The sequence below is a fragment of the Bradyrhizobium sp. NBAIM14 genome (assembly GCF_020193895.1).
GTDB classification, from domain to species: Bacteria; Pseudomonadota; Alphaproteobacteria; order Rhizobiales; family Xanthobacteraceae; genus Bradyrhizobium; species Bradyrhizobium yuanmingense.
The window spans coordinates 637,489-655,989 of record NZ_JADYVQ010000002.1; the positions used below are offsets into that span (position 1 = coordinate 637,489).

Below are 18,501 nucleotides of genomic sequence, written 5' to 3' on the forward strand. Positions count from 1 at the left end.
TCAGAGCCGGAAGAATCCGCGCCGCGCGAACAGCGGCGCCGAGACGCTGGCAACCAGCAGCGGATCGCAATGCAGCTCCTCGACGCGCCGCACCTCGTTGCTCGAGCCCATGATCAGCGGCACGCGCTGGTGCAGGCTCTGCGCCGATAGATCGAGGATGCGCTCGCGCCCGGTCGAGGCCGAGCCGCCGGCCTGCTCGATGATCATCGCCATCGGGTGTGCTTCGTAGGTCAGGCGAAGGCGGCCGTCGCCGTAGCCGGGCCGCGCATCGGAAGGGTAGAGAAACACGCCGCCACGGGTGAGGATGCGATAGGCCTCCGCGACCAGCGACCCGATCCAGCGCATGTTGAAATCGTGGTTGGCGTGCCCGTCGACGCCGGCGAGGCATTCGTCGATGAAGGCGCGCACCGGCGGATCCCAATGCCGGCGGTTCGAGGCGTTGATCGCGAACTCCTCGCAGGCTTCGGCGATCTGCACGCCGCTGCGCGCGAAGCGGAAGCAGCCCGCCTTGCGGTCGAGCGTGAAGATGTCGACGCCGTCGCCGAGCGTCAGCACCAGCGAGGTCTGCGGGCCGTAGGTGACGAAGCCCGCCGCGAGCTGCGCCGAGCCCCGCTGCTGAAAGGCGAGTGAGAGATCATCGGGGGCCGGCAGGATCGAGAAGATCGTGCCGACGGTCATGTTGATGTCGATGTTGGAGGAGCCGTCGAGCGGATCGATCGCGATGCAGATTCGCCCCTGACGATCGACGATCTGGGCCTCACGCATCTCCTCCGACGCCAGCGCCGCGATCGGCAGCCGGCCGAGGCAGCGGCGCAGGATCGCGTCCGCCTGGACGTCGAGGTCGCGTTGGAGATCGCCGTCGCTGTTGCGCCCGGTGGTCAGGCCCGAGGCGTCGGCGAGATCGCCGCTGGCGATGAGATCGGCAATCTCGATCGCCGCGGCCGCGATGGCATCGACCGCGGCTGCCACGGCCAACGCATGCGGCGCGGTCTCAGAATACCGTTGAAGGTGGTCGTCCAGCCTGAGTTGCCCGGTCATCTGCGTCCATCCCCTGCCGGTGCCGCAACCATTCCCTCCTGGTGGAGGCAGGTCACGGTCAGTGCCGGCATTCAGGAGATTGACAGGAGCGGCTTAATAAGGAAAATTTCTAATCATAATGAGCCTCAAAGAATTTTCTTATAATGGCGCCGGCCATGCAGCGGCCCAGCTCCGGCATCTGACGATCCGGCAGCTGCGCTCGCTTGCGGCGCTCTCGGCCAAAGGCAGCGTGACGGCGGCGTCGAGCCATCTCGGGCTGACCCAGCCGGCCGTGACCCAGCAGCTGCGGCAGCTGCAGGACCTGGCCGGCCTGCCCCTGGTGCAGCGAACCGGCGACGGCATGCTGCTGACGGAAGCCGGCAGGGAGGTGCTGGCGCTGGCCGAACGGGTCGAAGCCGCGATTACCGATTGCCAGGGCGCGCTCGACCTGCTCGCGGGGCGGACCGGCGGCACCGTGCATCTCGGCGCGGTCTCGACCGCGAAATATTTCGTGCCGCACGCGATCGCGGCGTTCTCCAAGCGCTACCCCAAGATCGAGATCAAGCTGACCATCGGCAATCGCGAGGAGATCCGCGAGGCCATGCACGGCTACGACCTCGACTTCGCGGTAATGGGTCGGCCACCGGCCGACGTCACCGTCGACGTCCGCCAGCTCGGGCGCAACCCGCACATCATCGTCGCGCGCAAGGGCCATTGGCTGGAGAAGGATTCCGGCCTCAGCCTGACCGATCTCGTGCACGAGACCTTCCTCACCCGCGAGCCCGGCTCGGGCACGCGGACGCTGATGGAGGGCATGTTCCAGAAATCGGATCTCGAGCCGATCATCGGCATGGAGATGAGCAGCAACGAGACCATCAAGCAGGCGGTCATCGCCGGGCTCGGCATCGCCTTCATCTCGGCTCACACCGTGGCGCATGAGCTCGCCGAGGGCCGGCTCGTCGTGCTCGACGTCGCGGGCCTGCCGATCGTGCGGCAATGGTACGTGATCCGCCGCAGCGACAAGGTGCTGCTGCCGCCCGCGCAGGCGATGTTCGATTTCCTCGGCTCGGAAGGCTCGAATTATCTGCCTGATTTGCCCGAGCTAGGCGGACGATAGCCGGCCTTCGCTCAGCTCATCAGCTTCATGGCGAGCGTCGCCGCCAGCACCACGATGATCTGGAGCAGGCGCTCCGTCGTGAAGATGCGGTTGAAGGTGGTCATCGCGTGCCCCGGCCGACGTGAAGAAGAATCTCTCGGCCGTTGCTAGCACAGAAGGATGCGGAGACAACTCCGTAGTTGCCCGTGGCGGTCGCGCCTTCGGCGAGCCGGTTCAGGGCGCGCCGATGGCCGGCGATCAGGCCGCGAGCGGGGCGGTGTGGTCCGTGCGCGAGGCGAAATAGGCTTCCAGCTCCGACAGCGCCCGCGCCTCCCACTCGCTCGCCTGCTCCAGCAGCGACCAGCTCTGGCCCGGGCGGAACGCTGCGGTCTGGCGATAGAGCGATGCGATGCCGCGGTAGCGGCGCACGTTCTCAAGGATGGCGTGACCGTTCATGTCCGAAAACTCCCTCGTCATTCCCGCGGGAGAAACTGCGGCCAAATCTTTTTCGAAAAGTTAGCGGCGCGCGGCAAGTTCGCGGATGGTTGCCGGACTGTTGCTCGGGCGCAACGCGCGCGGCGCGATCTATTGCGGATTCGTTGCCGCGCTCTCGCCCGAAGGCTTCAGCCCGCCGCTTCTGACGATTGTCATCGTCGCGCGGCAGAGATCGGCAAGGCCGATCAGGAGGACGGCAAGAAGACAGAACAGGTTGATGGAATCGGCATGCGCGCTGGTCAGCGCATTGAGCTCGAAGAACGGCGGGATGAACGCCCACCACACCAGCGGCACGGTGAGCAGCGCGGCGAATGCCGCCGCCGGTGTACCCGCCATCAGCGCAAGCACGAACAGGCCGGGCAGGAACGCTGCGAAATAGAACTTTGCGCCGAGCAGGACGCAGATGCCCTGAACCACGGCCGAAACCGCGACGACGGCGAGCCCGAGCAGAAACGCCCCCCACGACCATGGCCGTACCCGCCGTGCGCCAAACAGCCCCGCACGTTTCATCAGCATCCCCCTGCCGCCCGTTAACCAGGTGCGTTGCGACGAAAGTACTACAACCGCAACCAATCCGCGAGATGCAAATTGCGTCATCGCGAGGTCGGTCGCACCGTTCGGGCGACGGCCGCTACTCGGTCAGCGCGTAGAGCAACCCCGCGACGGGCAAAGCAAGGCCAATGGCCGATGCGAGCATCCAGCCTCCCTGTGCGAACGCCCATGCTCCGACCGCCGAGCCGACCGCGCCGGCGGCGAAGAACGTCGCCATGTAGAGACCATTGAGGCGACTGCGGTGCTCGTGCCCGAGCGCGAAGATGGCGCGGAAGCCCAGCACCACATTGCCCTGGACGCCGATATCGATCGCAATCGCGGCCACCACCAGACAGGCGAGGTTCAGCATCGAGCCGGACGCGCCGATGGAGGTCACCAGGAAGCCGGCGGCCGTGAGCAGCATCGCGACCAGCGTCGCGATCCGGCTATGGCCGCGGTCCGCGAGGCGCCCGGCGATCGGTGCTGCGAACACGCCGGCGACGCCGGCCAGCGCGAACAGCGCGATGCCGCGCTGGGAGAAGCCGAACTCGCCGGCGAGCTGGAGTGGCGCCACCGTCCAGAACAGGGTGAAGGCGCCGAACAGGCTCGCCTGGTACAGCGCGCGGCGCCGCAGCAGCGGCGTGGCCCGCACCAGGTCCGGCATCGACAGCAGCAATTGGCCGTAATGCATCCGCGTGACCGGCTTGCGCTTCGGCAGCGTCATCCAGAGCACGGCTGCGAGCACGATCATCAGCGCGGCGGAGGCGAAGAACACTGCGTGCCACGACAGCAAGGCGGTGACGAAGCTCGACACCGGACGCGCCAGCATGATGCCGAGCATCAGGCCGGTCGAGACGTTGCCGACGACGCGGCCGCGGATGGCTTCGGGCGCCAGATGCGCTGCATAGGGGATGATGATCTGCACCGCGACCGAGCCGAGGCCGATGAACAGTGCGGCGAGCAGGAACGGCAGCGCATGGGTTGCGAACGCCGCGGCGAGCAGCGCCGCGGCGCCGAGCATGATCACCGAGCAGATCAGCGCGCGGTTCTCGACGAGATCGCCGAGCGGCACGATCAGCAGCAGCCCGGTGCCGTAGCCGATCTGCGTCATCGTCACGATCAGCCCGCTAGCTGCATGCGACAGGCCGAGCGCGGCGCTGATTGGGGCGATCAGCGGCTGCGCATAATAGATGTTGGCGGCGACCATGCCACAGGCCGCGGCAAGCACGAAGGTCAGGCGCTGCGACACCGCATCCGGCCCCGGCGCGGTCTCGATCGTGGCATTCATCGTCATTCGCATGGTCTCCAGGTAAGGCGCAGGGAATGGCCGTTAGGTAAGGTATAGGGAATGGTCATTCCCTTTTCTGACAAAAAATTCAGGCGAGCAGCTTCATTGCGGCGCCGACGAGACGCTCTGCGTCGAGCGGCAGACGCGCCTTGCCGACGACGCGCATTCCCTGCGTGATGCAGAGCATCAGCCGCGCGGTGTCGTCGGCTACGACATGGCGGGGGATCGAGCCATCGGCCTGTCCGGCGCGGATGAGGCCGGCGATGAAGCTCTCGTTGCTCGCGAGCTGTGTGCTGACGCGGGCACCCACGACCGGATCGAGCGCGGACAGTTCGACCGCGCTGCCGACCACGAGGCAGCCGCGCCGCCCCTCGCTGCCCCGGGAATGCTCGACATAGGACAGCAGCACGTTGCGGATTTGCTCGCGGCCGTTTGCACCACGCGCCGCCGCGCTGCGGGTCTGCTGCTGGCGCAGGGCCGTGTAGCGCTCGAAGGCGGCGAGAAACACCGCATGCTTGTCGCGAAACGCCTTGTAGATGCTTCCCGTCGCGAGCCGCATCGCCGCAGTGAGGTCCCCGATCGAGGTGGCATGATAGCCGCGCTCGCGAAACACACGCACGGCGCGGTCGAGCGCGGTGTCCATGTCGAATTCCCGGGGACGGCCGGGCAGACGGGCGGCAGGCCGAGAGCGGCGGGCGGTTTTTTGCATTGCGGGATAATAGGGAATGAACGTTTCCGAATAAACACACGTGGTCGTGAAAGGAATCAATGACGAAGGAGAGAGCGTCACCCCCTCCGCGGCACCGGCGTCCCATCCGCCATGATCGTCACGCCCCTCCGCTCGACGATCATGCCGTAGGCGCGCGGTTGGCGGTGCACGTCGAAATTGAAGGTGGTGCGCTTGTAGGATTTGCAGAGATCGAGATCGCAGCGCGCCAGCGCGATCTCGTCGCTCTTTGTCGTGCAGGCCGCAATGATCTCGCCCGAGGGCGCGATGATGCAGCTGCCGCCGATGTGGTCGACGCCCTCCTCCACACCGGCCTTGGCGACGCCGACAACGAAAGTGCCGTTCTGATAGGCACCGGCCTGCATCACCAGATGATTGTGGAACAGCGAGAGATCGTCATGCTCCGGCGCGGGCGGATTGTGCACGGGCGTGTTGTAGCCGATCAGCACCATCTCGACGCCCTGCAGGCCCATCACGCGATAGGTCTCGCTCCAGCGGCGGTCGTTGCAGATCGCCATGCCGATCACGCCGCCGAAGGCATCGACCACGCCGAAGCCGCTACCGGGCTCGAAATAGCGCTTCTCCAGATGCTGGAATTCGCGCCACGGTTCGTGCTCGGCATGGCCGGGCAGATGCACCTTGCGATATTTCAGGACGATCGCGCCACTCTTGTCGACGAGGATGGACGTGTTGTATCGCCTGACGATCCCGGCCTCGAGCGTCAGCTCGGCATAGCCGAGGCAGAAGCCGATGCCGAGCTGGCGGGCGAGATCGAACAGCGCCTGTGTCTCGGCACCCGGCATCTCGCGCTCGAAGAAGCTGTCGATCTCGGCCTGGTCCTCGAAGTACCAGCGCGGAAAGAACGTGGTCAGCGCCAGCTCGGGATAGACGATCAGGTCGCAGCCGCAGGCCCGCGCCTCGCGCATCAACGCCATCAGTCGCGCCACCACCGCGGACCTCGACTCGCTCCTCGCGATCGGTCCGAGCTGGCCGGCTGCAATGGTCACAGTTCTCGTCACGCGTCGTTCCTCATCTTTTTCGAGTGCGCCCGGCCAGAGCCTATCACCCGCGCGCACAGGCCGCCTCGGCGCCCCGTACTGAGGGCACAATCAAATTCCGGGCCCGCGGGTATCATCGTGCGGCGCTGGGTGAGCACCAAACAGGAACTTCGTTGCCGATCTGCAACGGTTCCCCGCCGTCTGAAGCCGGACAAAACAAACTCCCATTCCGGCCATGAACCGCTCTCACAAGGCCGTGAGACTATCAGGGGAACGACGATGCGCGCACAACGCGTTTGGAAAGTGAATGGGGCCGCCAGCATCGGGCAGCTTCAATCGAGATTAGACGATCTGAACAAGCGTCTCGGTCAGCTCGAAAACCAGCATCCGGACAGCTGGAAGCTCGAGGAGCTGAGATCGAGCGCGCTCAGCCTGTCGCGGGAGATCGACGACATCCGCTGCGCCGAAGCGACGGCGGCCTTGAGCGAGCTGCTGCGGAAATAGTCGGCCTGCCGATTCGCGCCGGCGCACGGAACCAAGCGCGGCGGCGGCCATTTCCATGCAAAGCATGGAGCAAGACCATGAGCAGGCAGCTGACGCGCGCCGATCTCGCGCGCGACGTGGCCGGGCCCACGCTGGTTCTGTGCACGGCGGCGGCCTTCACCATCGCGCGCCATTTCTCATTGTGAAGAATTTGACGCTGTGAGGGATTTTGCATGACGTCCGATCCCGAGGAGCAGGTCAGGCTGCAAGGCTACGGCGAGATGACGCTGCGCACCGCGGTCGAGACCTTGATGCTGCTCGCACCGCGTGAGCGGTCCGAGGCCGCGATCTATCGCGTCCGCGACGGCGTGCGCCTCGCGCAAAGCGAGGTCGCCGAGCTCGCATCACACTGGGGTATCCAGCCCGCGCCCAACGTGCGATCGCCGAGACTGGTGCCGGAGCAGCACTGGCAAGACGTCGTCCGCGGCATGGTGCGCGACGCCCCGCTGCCGTCGCTGCTGGTGGCCTTTCTGGTCGGTGTGCTGGTCGCTCGCAGATAATGCGCGCTCGCGATGACGCGCTCATGTCAATGGAAATCGCGGCGTTCCGTGAAACCCGAGGAAACCTTTTTTGCTCGCGAAAACGCGACCGTTCCGCGCGGAACGTCTCGCGGCAGGAGGGATTGGTCCCCCGTTAAGCCTCGAACATGGAGACAACCATGACACGTACGAAACTCGTGAGCGTCGCCGCAACTCTGGCCGCGATTTTGCCGCTCGCAACTGTAAGCCCCAGCCTCGCTGCGGGACGCGGTCCCGGCCCGTGCACCCCACCGGCTGGAGAAGCAGTCGGCGCCGCCGGGCCCGCCATGAGCGGCGGCCAGTTGATGGCCGGCATCGGCCAATGCCAGCGCATCGGCGATTGGCACCCCACCAACACCTACGGTTACCCGGGCCCGGGTTACGGCTATGACGGGCCTCGCTGGGGCACATCAGCCTACGCACCCTACGAAGAATAGGGCCCTTCACATCAGAAGATCACAGCGGCGCGGTCGATCACGGCCGCGCCGTTTGCGTTGGAGGGTGGCAAACATGAGGCGGCGCGGGCCATCGAGACCTTGATTTGCAGCGGCCCGAAGCATGACGAATAGTCTTAGCAACCGCCTGCCAGAGCAGGACCAATCACTTCTGTTCGCTTGCCCGCATCTGCTCGGCAAAAGGACGCAGGGCTTCGGACATGTCGTCGAGGCGTTTCTGCCACTCCGCGCCAGGCATGAAGGCGATCACCGGCTCATCCCCGGGCGAACCCGTCAGGTACTCTGGACTGCGCAGGCCCTCGGCGATCCCGGCTTCCAGCTTCTTGACGATGTCGTCCGGAACGCCCTTGGGGACCGCGAAGCCGCGTTCCGCCGTCGTCATGACCGGAAAGCCCGCCTCCTCTGCCGTCGGAACGCCCGGCAGCGATGGAAAGCGCTTCTTCGACAGGATCGCGATGACGCGAAGTGGCCCCTTGTTGGTGCCATGCAACTCGGGAATCTCGCTGACAGTGACCATCCCGACGTCCAGATGCCCGCCCAGGAGATCGGTCCGCTGTGCGGCCGTTCCTCTGTAGGAGATCTCGTTGGGCTCGACTTTCGCGGCTGCCGCAAGCATGCGAATGGCCAGATGACCGTTCGTGCCGGCACCATTGTGACCGAAGCTCACCGAGCCCGGCGTGTTGCGCAGTGCGGCAACGACATCCGGCAGATTGCTGAATCTGCTATCGGCAGGCACCACCATGACATTCGGATCTTCGACGACGCGAGCGACCAGCCGGATTTCATCCGTGGTGTATTGGGTTTTGCGGGTCATCGGCAGGAAGTTGTAGCCTGGCACGTTGACGACACCGATCGAATAGCCCTCGGGCGCCGCGCGCGCGATCGACGCAAACGCGATCTCTCCGCCGGCGCCGGGCTTGTTCAGGACGACGAACTTCGCCTTGCCGCCCAGCACACGCTCGACAAAGGGAAGGAGCTTGCGCGCCATGACATCGGTGCCGCCACCGGGCGCAAAGCCGACGACGACTTCGATCGGCTTGTCGTCGGGCCACGCGGCCCATGCCGACCCGCAGGCCGCGAAGCCAAAAGCCGTAGCGAGCGCGATGATTTTATTGTTCATGATTTCCAGCCCTGTTTTTGTTATTGGCCGATCGCGCCTCAGGCGCGCGATCAGCTTGGGACTCATCTAGCCGTCGGGATGACTGGAGGGCAACCGGCGAGGCACCACGGCCCGGCGCTGATGGTGGCGTTTTTGGTGGGTGTGCTGATGGCGCGGCGGTAGGCCCCTGACCTAGCTCCGCAAGTCGGAACCGCCGGCGCTCGCTTCTGGCAAGCTATGCTACCGCGACAGGCCACCCTGCCCCGCCTAATCGGCCGTGGACCCAATCCCGAAATCGTTGCAAAAAGGCGTCCTGAGGCGCCGGCAGCCGGTCTGCCAAGACTCTGGAAAACGTCGACTTTTGGAAGAATGGTCGGAGTGGCAGGATTCGAACCTGCGACCCCTGCGTCCCGAACGCAGTGAATATCTTCTAAGTTATTGATTTTTATCGAGGTGGCAGCGGTTACCGTCCCGTTTTGTTCACGGTCGTTTCACCCAATTCGTTGCGATTTCGTTGCGGCGTTCTCTGGGGGAACGGGGCACAAGTGTGCGCGCTGGTTTGAACTTGGATCTGCTGATTTAGCCGCGTTTGTCAGAATCACCGCCCATCGATGCCACCGGAGGCGCCCGTGATCACGAAAATGCGAAATCCGGGACTGCTAAAGGGGAGAAGCCAACGAATAGATCACTGAAGACGGTCCGTTCCGTGCGACTCAAACCGTCACATGTGTAGATCACGCGCTCTGGGGCCGGGTCGCGGGATCGTGGTCGAGTAGCTCGGCCATTTGGCTTTGCCCTCACAGATCCGGGCAGGCGGCTTTCCCGCACCCGGCTCTTCCCGAGGGTAACCCGCGTCATATCCGCGCCTGCGCCCATGTGCGAGTGATGCGTGGAGTTGGCAGGCGGAAGCGTGCCGTCAGGGTCTCGAACTCCGGCCAGCCCATGCGCCGACTTTTCTGGCTACGCCGTCTCAGACAACGCAGCCAGGTCCGACGCACTTCGCGGTAGAAGCCGTTGAGCGCTGGATAATTGTGCGGCCTGCCATAATAGCCATAGTGCCCGCGCAGAACGGCGGCGAACTACTCGTGCTGCGTGGCCAGTGGCGCGTGCATGAGCCGCCAGGCCTCCTGGCGCAACGCCGTCAGCTTGCGCGTCAGGCGTTTCCCTTCCGTCTTGTGCCTCACGATGAACCGGCCATCTCGGGTCCGCCCGCAGTAGTGGGTGAAGCCGAGGAAGGCGAAGGTCTCTGGCCGCCGCTCGCCCCGCCGCTGACGCGAGAGGGCCGCGAACCGGCCAAACTCGATCAGCCGCGTCTTGTCCTCATGGAGCGTCAGGCCGAAGCTGGCCAGCCGCGCCTTGAGGGCCAACAGCATTTCCCGCGCATCTGCCTTGTTCTCGAAGCCCATGACGAAGTCGTCCGCGTAGCGCACGATCACGATACGACCGCGTGCGTGGCGATGACGCCATTTCTGGGTCCAGAGATCGAGGATGTAGTGCAGGAAGATGTTGGCAGGAGCGGGCTGATGCCCGCCCCTTGCGGCGTGCCCCTGTCCGTCTCTTGCTTCTCGCCGCTCTCAAGAACGCCGGCTCGCAGCCACAGCCCGATGAGCTGCAAGATGCGAGGATCGGCGATCCTGTGCGCCAGCATCCGCAACAGCCACTCGTGGTCGACCGAGTCGAAGGAAGCGGCCACAGACTGCCCATCGCCAAGATATTCCGGCTTCGGTAACGATCACGCGCACGCGTCACGCTTTCGAAGGTCGGACGCTGGCCGTCATCAGTACCATCAGGCGGCGCGGCATCCACTTTCTCCTCACGGTTCTGCCGGATGGCAGTCGGTCGTTGATTCCGGCGAGCTGGACCGATTGGAAGGTGGAGCCGCTTGGAGGCACGCCGCCAATCGATGCCGATGACGCTGTCCACGATCTCGGCAGGCTCGGTGATTTGCTCCACTTGCGCAAGCTGGTCGACGCTCTTTGCATCCGGGGTGCCGAGTCGGCGCCGTGCAAGGAGAGCCGCCATGCAATTGAACCTGGACTTGTTCGATCAGCCCGAGGTTCCACCAAGCGCGCCAGTCGCGTGGGACCAAATCGACGAAGCCGCCCGCATCGCGGCAATCGAGCTTCTGGCGCGCCTCATGTCACGCCTGCTTCAGAGCGGCCCGGCGACGGAGGCAAGCGATGAATGAGCACGTCAAGATTACGTCAATTCATCTCTCTCGACAGGCCGTCGTCTATCTGCGCCAATCCAGCGCCGCACAGGTCGAGCACAACCGCGAATCGACCGAGCGGCAATATGCACTTGTCGGCAAAGCGCGCGACCTCGGCTGGCCCGATGACCGCATCATCGTTATCGACGAGGATCTTGGCCTCTCCGGTTCGGGCACGGTGGCGCGTTCGGGCTTTGCCCGCCTCACCGCCGAAGTGGCGCTCGCGCGCGTCGGACTGGTGCTCGGTCTCGAAGTCTCGCGGCTCGCGCGTAATAACGCCGAATGGTACCGCCTGATTGATCTGGCCGGATTCACCGACACGCTGATCGGCGATGCCGACGGCATTTATCATCCGGCCATGTTCAATGACCGTCTCTTGCTGGGGCTCAAAGGCACGATGAGCGAAGCCGAACTGCACGTGCTGCGGGCTCGCCTCAACGGTGGAATCCGCAACAAGGCGGCGCGCGGCGAACTGCGCCGCGGTCTGCCGGTCGGCTTCGTCTGGGGCGAGACTGATGGCGAGGTCCGCTTCCATCCCGATGAGGCTGTCGTTACCGCCATTCGCCATGTTTTTGCGCGCTTTGCCGAGATGGGATCGGCACGTCGCGTTTGGCTCTGGTTTCGGTCCGAGGGGCTCACGTTCCCGCTGCAGCTGCACGCCCGCGCCGAGATCCGCTGGGTCGAGGCCAGTTACACCGCCATCCACCAGGTCTTGACCAATCCCGTCTATGCCGGCGCCTATGTCTATGGCAAAACGCGCCATGAGACGATTCTCGATGGCACTGGCGCGCGCAAGCAGCGGATTCGATTCTTGCCGCGTTCCCAATGGCAGGTTCTCATCCCCGAGCATCATCCAGGCTTCATCGATTGGCAGACCTATGAAGCAAATCAGCAACGTCTCGCCGCGAACACGCGACCTCAGCCGCACAAGGGCGGCGGTGCCGTGAGAGAGGGTGGCGCCCTCCTGCAAGGTCTTGCCAGTTGCGGCCATTGCGGCCGCCGCCTGCACACCCACTATCGCGGACGCAATGCTTCGCCAGGCTATCACTGTGCTGGCAAAGTGCTGGTCGAGAACCGAGGCGTCTACTGCCTCAATATCGGCGGCGTTCAAATCGACCACGCCATCACCCAAGCGTTCATCGCCGCCTTAGAACCCGCAAAGCTGACCGCGACACTCACCGCCGCGGAACGGCTTGAGGCGGATCGCGAGGCGGGGCTCAAGCAATGGCGACTTGCCGCGGAACGCGCCAGCTACGAAGCCCGGCGTGCAGAACGGCGCTATCGCGCCGTCGATCCCGATAACCGTCTCGTCGCGCGCGGTTCTCGAGCGAGAGTGGGAAGCGTGCCTGAAGGCGCTGGAGGCCGCCAAGGCCGATCTTGCGCGTCGTGAGGCTGCTCGCCCCCATACGATCAGCCAACAGGAGCGTGACCGCCTGCTCGCGCTCGGACCTGATCTCGTCTCCGTCTGGAACGCAAGCACGACGACGCCGCGCGACCGGAAAGAGTTGCTGCGGACGCTCCTCGACGAGGTCATCGTCAAAGTCGATCGCGAGGCCTTTGCCGCCCATTTGACGCTGCGCTGGAAGGGCGGCGCGCTGACCGAGATTGATCTCGGCCTGCCCCGATCGCGGCCAGCGACGATCCGCACCGACGAGGATACAGTTGCGCTCCTGCGACGACTGGCAGTGCATTATCCCGATGCCGTGATCGCCGGCATCCTCAACCGGCAGAGCCGCACAACGGCCTACGGCCACCGCTCGACCGCAACCGCGTCGGTAATTTACGCCGGCACTGGAAGATCCCAGGCTTCCAAGATAAACCGCAAGCCGCCGGCCCGATCTTTTGACCATCAAGCAAGCCGCCGCCGCGCTTGGTGTCGCTCCCTCGACGATCCATCGTTTGCTCAACGACGGCATTATCGCCGGCGAGCAGCTCACGCCAGGCGCTCCCTGGCGCATTCGCCTGACCGATGAACTCAAGGCCCGCTTCAACAGTGAAACGTCCGACGACTTTCTGCCGATGCGCGAGGCTATGCGGGCGCTCGGGGTCTCGCGCCAAACCGTCTTGCAGCGAGTCAAGCGCGGCGAACTCGAAGCCGTGCACGTTGTGCGCGGGAAGCAAAAAGGACTCCGCATCAAGGTCTTAGCCCCGCAAGCCGGCCTTTTCGACCAAACCGCATGAACCAGGGGGTATTATGAAGCCACGTCCAAGAAGCTGCGTATGTCGGCATCGAGCACCCAGTTCACGTGCTGGCTCATGATCGCCGTATGCAGAGCGTCAAGCACCATGTGAGGATTCCGCCCCGGCCGGAAGCCATAGGAGAACCCGAGGAAGTCGGCCTCGTAGACGGCGCTCAGCACCTCGGCCACCGCGCTTTGGACAATCTTGTCCTCTAGCGCCGGCACGCCGAGAGGCCGCTTACCGCCATCGGCTTTGGGGATGTAGACGCGCCGCACCGGCTGTGGCCGGTAACGACCGGAGTGGACCCGTCCGCAGAGGTCGCGGAGGTTATCCGTCAGCCTCTCTTCGTACTTCGCCACCGTCACCTCATCGACCCCCGCGCTGGCCTGCCGCTTTTGTCGTCGAAACGCCCGAAGAAGAGCGTCGTCATCGACATGGTGCAGCAGGGCCGTGAACCGGGTTTGGACAGCTTGCTTGGCTGCCGCGCTCACCCGCTTGAGGTTCGGCGGCAAGGTAACCCGGCTCTGTGTCCGGACCTTGGCCTCCTCGCGCAGGCTCCCCTCGGGCTGGTCCCTTCCCTCCATGCGTCTCGTTACCTTCGACGACTTCACAGGTAGTATGGACCAGTCCGACTCCCGACCTCAGCTCGGACAACGGCTCTGGCAGTGCCTTGCCGCTGTCCCCCGCTGGAGATCAATCCAGCGGACCCGGTCGGGCCTCTCATGTTCCGATGATTGCCTTCCGTGCGTGATGCGGCCATCGACCCCGACGGAGCGGCATCGTCTCGCGTATCGACGATGCTCATGCAGCCTTCGTGCTTAGGGAACACACTCGGCCTCCGCGAACATCCACCTTTCGAGGCTCATTCCCGCACCCCGCACGACTCCTGTCTACACTTCGGACTCCAGCGTTGCCGCGACGCCCGCAAGACTCGGTCCCGGCTTGCCTGCTACGGCTTTGGCCGGATGGGACTTGCACCCACAAGCAATCATCAGCTTGGCATGACGTACTCCCTGAGCGTGGTGTAACTGGCGGTGGGATACCGCGTTCGCCGGCAAGAGCCGGACTAGTCAGCTGGCGATAGCCGGGAGGCTGACGGTTGGATCATTACTCAACGGCGCGATGGTTTCCAGCGTCATGTAGCGGGCCCGCTGAACCGCCCACTCGTCGTTCTGCTCGAGAAGGATCGCGCCGACCAGGCGAACGATGGCGTCTTCATTTGGGAAGATGCCAACCACCTCGGTCCGCCGCTTGATCTCGCCGTTGAGGCGCTCGATCGGATTGGTAACCGGTATGAGATGTCTCGGTGCCAACGTTCCCGCTGCGGTGTTCTACATCGTGGCGTATGGTGCGACCATCGGGACAGAGGCACCGGGAGCACGAAGTGCGGGCAGGCCGATGTTATTCGATGAGCCGAGAGCTCGAGTTAGTAGCTGGCCGCCTCTGCGACTCGCCCGGTTGCGCTGGGAGCGCGAATCCGTAGTTGTCGTGTCGCCCGCAGCTCCCGTCATTATGTCTGGCAGGAGGTGCGAATGCGACGGGTGATTGGCATCGACGTCCACCGAACTTTCGGCGAGGTGGTGTTTTGGGAGGACGGCAGGCTCCGACATGCGGGCCGCATCGATATGACGCGGACTGCGCTGGAGGGATTTGGCAAGACCCTGCTGGCCAGTGATGAGGTGGTGCTCGAAGCGACTGCCAACAGCATGGCGGTGTCGCGGGTTCTGGCGCCGTTCGTGGCACGGGTGATTATCGCCAATCCGCTGCAGGTGAAGGCGATCGCCCAGGCTCACGTTAAGACCGACAAGATCGATGCCGGCACGCTCGCCAGTCTGCAGGCGGCCGGGTACCTGCCGCAGATCTGGACGCCTGACGCGGAGACCGAACGCAAGCGTCGGCTGGTGGCGCGGCGCTACCAGGTCGTGCGGCATCGCACGCGGCTCAAGAACGAGGTGCATTCGATCCTGCACGCGCACCTAATCCCGAAGTGCCCGCATGCCGATCTTTTCAACGCCCGCGGCCGGGCGTGGTTGGCCGCCCAACAGCTGCCGCACGATGAGCGCGCGGCCATCGATCGGCATGTCCGTGAGCTTGACCGGCTGGCGGAAGACCTGGCTCTGCTCGACCGTGAGATCGCTCAGGACGCCATCGACGACCTCGCGGTCAACAGATTGATGACGATCACCGGCGTCAATCTGGCGGTCGCCGCCGGCATCGTGGCGGCGATCGGCGACATCAGCCGGTTCGACAGCCCGCAGAAGCTGGTGAGCTATTTCGGGCTGAACCCGCGGGTGCGGCAGTCGGGACTGGGAGCCGCCCATCACGGTCGCATCAGCAAGATCGGCCGCAGTCACGCGCGCGCCATGCTGGTCGAGGCCGCCTGGGCCGCGGCCAAGGCGCCCGGTCCACTGCATGCTTTTTTCGTGCGGATTCGCGCCCGGCGTGGCCATCAGGTCGCCGCGGTGGCCGTGGCTCGCAAGCTCACGGTGCTCTGCTGGCATTTGTTGACGAAGGGCGAAGATTAGCTGTGGGCGCGTCCGGCGCTGGTCGCCAACAAGACCCGCGCAATGCAACTTCAAGCTGGACATCCGCAACAGAAGGGCAGCCGGCTGCGGACCAGCCTATGCCTACAACATCAAGGCGCTGCGCGACCGTGAGATGTTGATTGCCGCCCAGGCGGAGCGAAACTACGAACAATTGGTGTCGCAATGGAAACCGCGGCGGCCAAAACCTGGCGCGCGGGCGCCTCAGCTCGGCAGGACAAAATAGGCAGTCCGGTGACGCTTTCAGCCGACGCGTCACGCTTCGCCACGAGGTCGCCCGCGCCGGACAACCATAACCGCCGCTGACGGCAGTGCCAGCCAGGAATGCAGTCCCGTTCCACGCCAGCATGCCGCCGTGCTCGGGCCGGTCAAGGCCAAGCCGTGCGGTGGCCGCAAACGCGGCCAGCCTTGACCGACCCTGCGCGCGGCGGCTGCGAGATCGGTGACCGGGACGGAAGAATGGCCCGCGCCGCGGCCGAACAAAAGAATGGACGCGATTTCCGCATAGTCATCGGGGCGATCATTTAAAAATCGCTTGTCCATCTCATCCGTCGAATGCAGCTTGGCACGGTGCTGAGGCGGGAAGCTCATATAGGCGAGCACGTCTGGCTCGGCCTCATCCATGAAGGCGGCGAGCTTTGGCAGTTTGGGACGGAGCTGGTCGGCGACCTTGCGCCACTGAGCCCTGGCCGCTTCGGCATCGTCCTGGGCAAAGGCGGTGGCGATGAAGGCGGAGACGACGCGTCTTCCGCTCTTGCCGGCATGGGCCAGGACGTTGCGCATGAAGTGGACGCGGGCGTCGTTGAACAAGTGGTTCACCGAATCCGCTCGATGCAGCGACCGGCCCATTCATGCCTTCACATCAACCCGGCACTCCGCGCGATGCCGACGGAGACGCGTCGAGGGAGGCGATCAAGCACAAAAGAAGCGCAACAAGAGCGGCTGCCAGCCGCTTGAGGTTGATGGCGGCGGCCGTCAGATAGGCCTGGATCTTCATGTTCGGTAGACCACGCCGTATGGCGCGCGCCAGCCCATGCCAGGTCTTGGCTTCGCCATGGAAGCCCTCTGAACGCCAGCGATGACGCTGATAGAGCCGTCGATCCTGCCAGCTCCATCGTTCGCGACGGCGCCGGGCGCGGAGCAGTGCCGGATAATCGTTCCCTACAACAACTGCCTTATTAACTCGCCCCTTCGATAGGCAATCACCCTTGAGCGGACACCGGGCACAATCCTTTGCCTTTGAGTAAAAGAAACGGCCGTGCTTGATGGGTCGCGCGGGCCGCAAGACACGTCCTCGCGGGCACTTCAGGATGTCGTGCTTGGCGTCGTACCGGAAGCGCCTGAGCGGTACGCGACTCTTGATCGGTTCAGCTTTAGCTGGGATCAGGGCATCGATGCCGCGCCGTTCGAGAGCACCGTATACTTTAGCGTAGGCATAGCCGGCATCGGCGGTGACCGTTTTGATGTCAATGCCTGTAATCGCTTCAACCTCGTCGACTTGCGGCTCGATCATCTCGCCTTCGTTCGTTTGTCCAGTTGTGACCGCGACGTCCAAAATGACTCCGACCTTGTCATCGACGGCCGTGTGCTGCTTGTAAGAGGGCTCCAGCCGCCGGTTGCGGGCATTCGTGGCCATCGTCGCATCGGGGTCGGTCGTGCAGACCTTCTTGTACTTGCCACTCTGTCGGCCCGTTTTCTCAGCCTCGCTTTCATCCTCGTTTTGATTTTCGCTCAGGACATCCACCACATGCTGCTCGGTGAGGCTGTCCCAACTCACATTGGCGCGGATCAGCGACGCATCGATGTGGACCACCTCCGCAGTGGCGATCTTGGCCTTCAGGCAGGCCTCGACCGTGCGCTTGAAGATCCTACGGAACCGCTCTTCGCCCCAGCGCTGGCGAATGCGCGTCAGGCTTGAATGGTGCGGTAGTTGCTCATGCAGGCCATAACCGACAAACCAGCGGATCGCGATGTTGACCTGAGCTTCACGCATCAGCTTGCGATCGTGCACGATGCCGCTGAGCAGACCGGCGAGCATCAGCCGTACCGCCGCTTCGGGATCGATGCCGGGCCGGCCGTCATTCGCGCAGTAACAGTCGGTGACCTCTTGCCTTAGCCAAGTCAGGTCGAGCACACGATCGACCCGCGCCAGCACGTGCTCGTCTGGGACGAGTTGTTTGAGCGAGCCGGTGATGAAGAGCTCAAGCTGATCCCGCTCCTTGCGCCCCAGCATCTCGTTTGCTCCGCCGATCGCGAATCGCCGACAAGAATGGAATCAGTCAATTCGGACTTTTTCAACGATCCCACGCGGCAGCGCTGCCAGGCGGTGTTGAGCACCTTGCTGACGGCGGCCTTGATGCCCTCATGCGCATCGGAGATCACGAGCTTGACGCCACGAAGCCCGCGCCGAGCGAGCTTGAGCAAGAACGCGGTCCAGAACGTCTCGGCCTCCGAGGGACCGATGTCCATGCCGAGAACTTCACGCCGGCCGTAGTCGTCCGTGAAGAGTGGCTAAGCGATTGAGCTAGAATCGCATTTGTCGTTGTGGACTGTTTTGCGTTTGCAGGGGTTTGATGCTTCGGGCGTCGGAACCTTGCAATTTCATTTTCAGGATTCGGTCGAATCGCCAACCATGATTCCGTCATCGCATCGGAGGTGGCGATGCGACCGAAGAAGCACAGGACGACGGGATCGGGCGATCTGTTCCGGGCCAGGCTGGACCAAATCATCAATATGAAGCACGAGCTGGTTCAGCTCGCCGGCAAGGTCGATTGGGACTGGATCGACGGCGAGATCGCGCC

Annotated in this window: 17 protein-coding genes and 5 pseudogenes; 9 read left to right on the forward strand and 13 right to left on the reverse strand. The window is 64.3% G+C overall.

Features of this window, described 5'->3' with window-relative positions:
- Positions 1–1,038 (reverse strand): class 1 fructose-bisphosphatase, encoded by a 1,038-nt coding sequence (locus I6F28_RS08695; RefSeq protein WP_036003852.1) that lies wholly within the window; start codon positions 1,036–1,038, stop codon positions 1–3.
- 118 nt (positions 1,039–1,156) lie between these two features.
- Between I6F28_RS08695 and I6F28_RS08700 the strand changes: the two genes are divergently transcribed.
- Positions 1,157–2,134 (forward strand): LysR family transcriptional regulator, encoded by a 978-nt coding sequence (locus I6F28_RS08700; protein ID WP_036038207.1) that lies wholly within the window; start codon positions 1,157–1,159, stop codon positions 2,132–2,134.
- Between the two features lie 237 nt (positions 2,135–2,371).
- On the opposite strand, the gene I6F28_RS08705 is transcribed toward I6F28_RS08700, so the two are convergent.
- From I6F28_RS08705 to I6F28_RS08725, 5 genes are all read right to left on the reverse strand, one after another.
- Positions 2,372–2,569 (reverse strand): hypothetical protein, encoded by a 198-nt coding sequence (locus tag I6F28_RS08705; protein WP_036003876.1) that lies wholly within the window; start codon positions 2,567–2,569, stop codon positions 2,372–2,374.
- 129 nt (positions 2,570–2,698) lie between these two features.
- Complete coding sequence (locus I6F28_RS08710) at positions 2,699–3,118, reverse strand: DUF4118 domain-containing protein (RefSeq protein ID WP_225112608.1); 420 nt, start codon at positions 3,116–3,118, stop codon at positions 2,699–2,701.
- A 121-nt stretch (positions 3,119–3,239) separates the two neighbouring features.
- Positions 3,240–4,433 (reverse strand): MFS transporter, encoded by a 1,194-nt coding sequence (locus I6F28_RS08715; RefSeq protein WP_225139710.1) that lies wholly within the window; start codon positions 4,431–4,433, stop codon positions 3,240–3,242.
- Between the two features lie 82 nt (positions 4,434–4,515).
- On the reverse strand, positions 4,516–5,136 hold the full coding sequence (locus I6F28_RS08720; protein ID WP_036003843.1) for a TetR/AcrR family transcriptional regulator: 621 nt from the start codon (positions 5,134–5,136) through the stop codon (positions 4,516–4,518).
- A 77-nt stretch (positions 5,137–5,213) separates the two neighbouring features.
- Positions 5,214–6,173 (reverse strand): N-carbamoyl-D-amino-acid hydrolase, encoded by a 960-nt coding sequence (locus I6F28_RS08725; protein ID WP_225139711.1) that lies wholly within the window; start codon positions 6,171–6,173, stop codon positions 5,214–5,216.
- 129 nt (positions 6,174–6,302) lie between these two features.
- Here I6F28_RS08725 and I6F28_RS08730 point away from each other — a divergent pair, with 129 nt between their 5' ends.
- The 3 genes from I6F28_RS08730 to I6F28_RS08740 all read left to right on the forward strand — a co-directional run bounded on the left by I6F28_RS08730 (position 6,303) and on the right by I6F28_RS08740 (position 7,650).
- On the forward strand, positions 6,303–6,656 hold the full coding sequence (locus I6F28_RS08730; protein WP_225112605.1) for a hypothetical protein: 354 nt from the start codon (positions 6,303–6,305) through the stop codon (positions 6,654–6,656).
- 212 nt (positions 6,657–6,868) lie between these two features.
- Positions 6,869–7,195: a hypothetical protein gene (locus I6F28_RS08735; protein ID WP_036003836.1), complete on the forward strand. Its 327-nt coding sequence runs from the start codon at positions 6,869–6,871 to the stop codon at positions 7,193–7,195.
- A gap of 158 nt (positions 7,196–7,353) precedes the next feature.
- Positions 7,354–7,650, forward strand: coding sequence for a hypothetical protein (locus tag I6F28_RS08740; protein WP_146207753.1), 297 nt, complete (start codon positions 7,354–7,356; stop codon positions 7,648–7,650).
- A 163-nt stretch (positions 7,651–7,813) separates the two neighbouring features.
- On the opposite strand, the gene I6F28_RS08745 is transcribed toward I6F28_RS08740, so the two are convergent.
- Both I6F28_RS08745 and I6F28_RS08750 read right to left on the reverse strand, forming a co-directional pair.
- The gene (locus I6F28_RS08745; protein ID WP_225139712.1) at positions 7,814–8,854 is read right to left on the reverse strand and encodes a tripartite tricarboxylate transporter substrate binding protein; all 1,041 of its coding nucleotides are present in this window, start codon (positions 8,852–8,854) and stop codon (positions 7,814–7,816) included.
- 992 nt (positions 8,855–9,846) lie between these two features.
- A complete protein-coding gene (locus tag I6F28_RS08750; protein WP_225127609.1) occupies positions 9,847–10,272 on the reverse strand; it encodes a reverse transcriptase domain-containing protein in 426 nt (141 codons plus the stop codon).
- 515 nt (positions 10,273–10,787) lie between these two features.
- On the opposite strand from I6F28_RS08750, the gene I6F28_RS08755 reads away from it, so the two are divergent.
- From I6F28_RS08755 to I6F28_RS08765, 3 genes are all read left to right on the forward strand, one after another.
- Positions 10,788–10,955, forward strand: coding sequence for a hypothetical protein (locus tag I6F28_RS08755; protein WP_225127594.1), 168 nt, complete (start codon positions 10,788–10,790; stop codon positions 10,953–10,955).
- Positions 10,948–12,366 (forward strand): recombinase family protein, encoded by a 1,419-nt coding sequence (locus I6F28_RS08760; RefSeq protein ID WP_225139713.1) that lies wholly within the window; start codon positions 10,948–10,950, stop codon positions 12,364–12,366. Before I6F28_RS08755 ends, I6F28_RS08760 begins: the two co-directional genes overlap by 8 nt.
- A gap of 452 nt (positions 12,367–12,818) precedes the next feature.
- Positions 12,819–13,157: a helix-turn-helix domain-containing protein gene (locus I6F28_RS08765; RefSeq protein WP_225127596.1), complete on the forward strand. Its 339-nt coding sequence runs from the start codon at positions 12,819–12,821 to the stop codon at positions 13,155–13,157.
- An 11-nt stretch (positions 13,158–13,168) separates the two neighbouring features.
- Here I6F28_RS08765 and I6F28_RS08770 read toward each other — a convergent pair whose 3' ends face one another.
- Positions 13,169–13,741, reverse strand: coding sequence for a reverse transcriptase domain-containing protein (locus I6F28_RS08770; RefSeq protein WP_225127597.1), 573 nt, complete (start codon positions 13,739–13,741; stop codon positions 13,169–13,171).
- A gap of 486 nt (positions 13,742–14,227) precedes the next feature.
- Positions 14,228–14,443, reverse strand: a pseudogene (locus I6F28_RS08775) (transposase); the annotation flags it as partial.
- A 264-nt stretch (positions 14,444–14,707) separates the two neighbouring features.
- On the opposite strand from I6F28_RS08775, the pseudogene I6F28_RS08780 reads away from it, so the two are divergent.
- Positions 14,708–15,926 (forward strand): annotated as a pseudogene (locus tag I6F28_RS08780) (IS110 family RNA-guided transposase).
- 308 nt (positions 15,927–16,234) lie between these two features.
- Here I6F28_RS08780 and I6F28_RS08785 read toward each other — a convergent pair.
- The 3 genes and pseudogenes from I6F28_RS08785 to I6F28_RS08795 form a co-directional block, all read right to left on the reverse strand.
- Positions 16,235–16,498: pseudogene (locus I6F28_RS08785) on the reverse strand (transposase); the annotation flags it as partial.
- 64 nt (positions 16,499–16,562) lie between these two features.
- Positions 16,563–17,933: a transposase gene (locus I6F28_RS08790; RefSeq protein WP_225127598.1), complete on the reverse strand. Its 1,371-nt coding sequence runs from the start codon at positions 17,931–17,933 to the stop codon at positions 16,563–16,565.
- Positions 17,934–18,004: 71 nt separating this feature from the next.
- Positions 18,005–18,190: pseudogene (locus I6F28_RS08795) on the reverse strand (transposase); the annotation flags it as partial.
- A gap of 171 nt (positions 18,191–18,361) precedes the next feature.
- On the opposite strand from I6F28_RS08795, the pseudogene I6F28_RS08800 reads away from it, so the two are divergent.
- Positions 18,362–18,501: pseudogene (locus I6F28_RS08800) on the forward strand (IS5/IS1182 family transposase); the annotation flags it as partial.

Coding starts and splice junctions, on each gene's coding strand:
- I6F28_RS08695 (WP_036003852.1), bottom strand. CDS start 1,038: ATGACCGGGCAACTCAGGCTGGACGACCACCTTCAACGGTATTCTGAG.
- I6F28_RS08700 (WP_036038207.1), top strand. CDS start 1,157: ATGAGCCTCAAAGAATTTTCTTATAATGGCGCCGGCCATGCAGCGGCC.
- I6F28_RS08705 (WP_036003876.1), bottom strand. CDS start 2,569: ATGAACGGTCACGCCATCCTTGAGAACGTGCGCCGCTACCGCGGCATC.
- I6F28_RS08710 (WP_225112608.1), bottom strand. CDS start 3,118: ATGAAACGTGCGGGGCTGTTTGGCGCACGGCGGGTACGGCCATGGTCG.
- I6F28_RS08715 (WP_225139710.1), bottom strand. CDS start 4,433: ATGACGATGAATGCCACGATCGAGACCGCGCCGGGGCCGGATGCGGTG.
- I6F28_RS08720 (WP_036003843.1), bottom strand. CDS start 5,136: ATGCAAAAAACCGCCCGCCGCTCTCGGCCTGCCGCCCGTCTGCCCGGC.
- I6F28_RS08735 (WP_036003836.1), top strand. CDS start 6,869: ATGACGTCCGATCCCGAGGAGCAGGTCAGGCTGCAAGGCTACGGCGAG.
- I6F28_RS08740 (WP_146207753.1), top strand. CDS start 7,354: ATGACACGTACGAAACTCGTGAGCGTCGCCGCAACTCTGGCCGCGATT.
- I6F28_RS08745 (WP_225139712.1), bottom strand. CDS start 8,854: ATGAGTCCCAAGCTGATCGCGCGCCTGAGGCGCGATCGGCCAATAACA.
- I6F28_RS08755 (WP_225127594.1), top strand. CDS start 10,788: ATGCAATTGAACCTGGACTTGTTCGATCAGCCCGAGGTTCCACCAAGC.
- I6F28_RS08760 (WP_225139713.1), top strand. CDS start 10,948: ATGAATGAGCACGTCAAGATTACGTCAATTCATCTCTCTCGACAGGCC.
- I6F28_RS08770 (WP_225127597.1), bottom strand. CDS start 13,741: ATGGAGGGAAGGGACCAGCCCGAGGGGAGCCTGCGCGAGGAGGCCAAG.
- I6F28_RS08790 (WP_225127598.1), bottom strand. CDS start 17,933: ATGCTGGGGCGCAAGGAGCGGGATCAGCTTGAGCTCTTCATCACCGGC.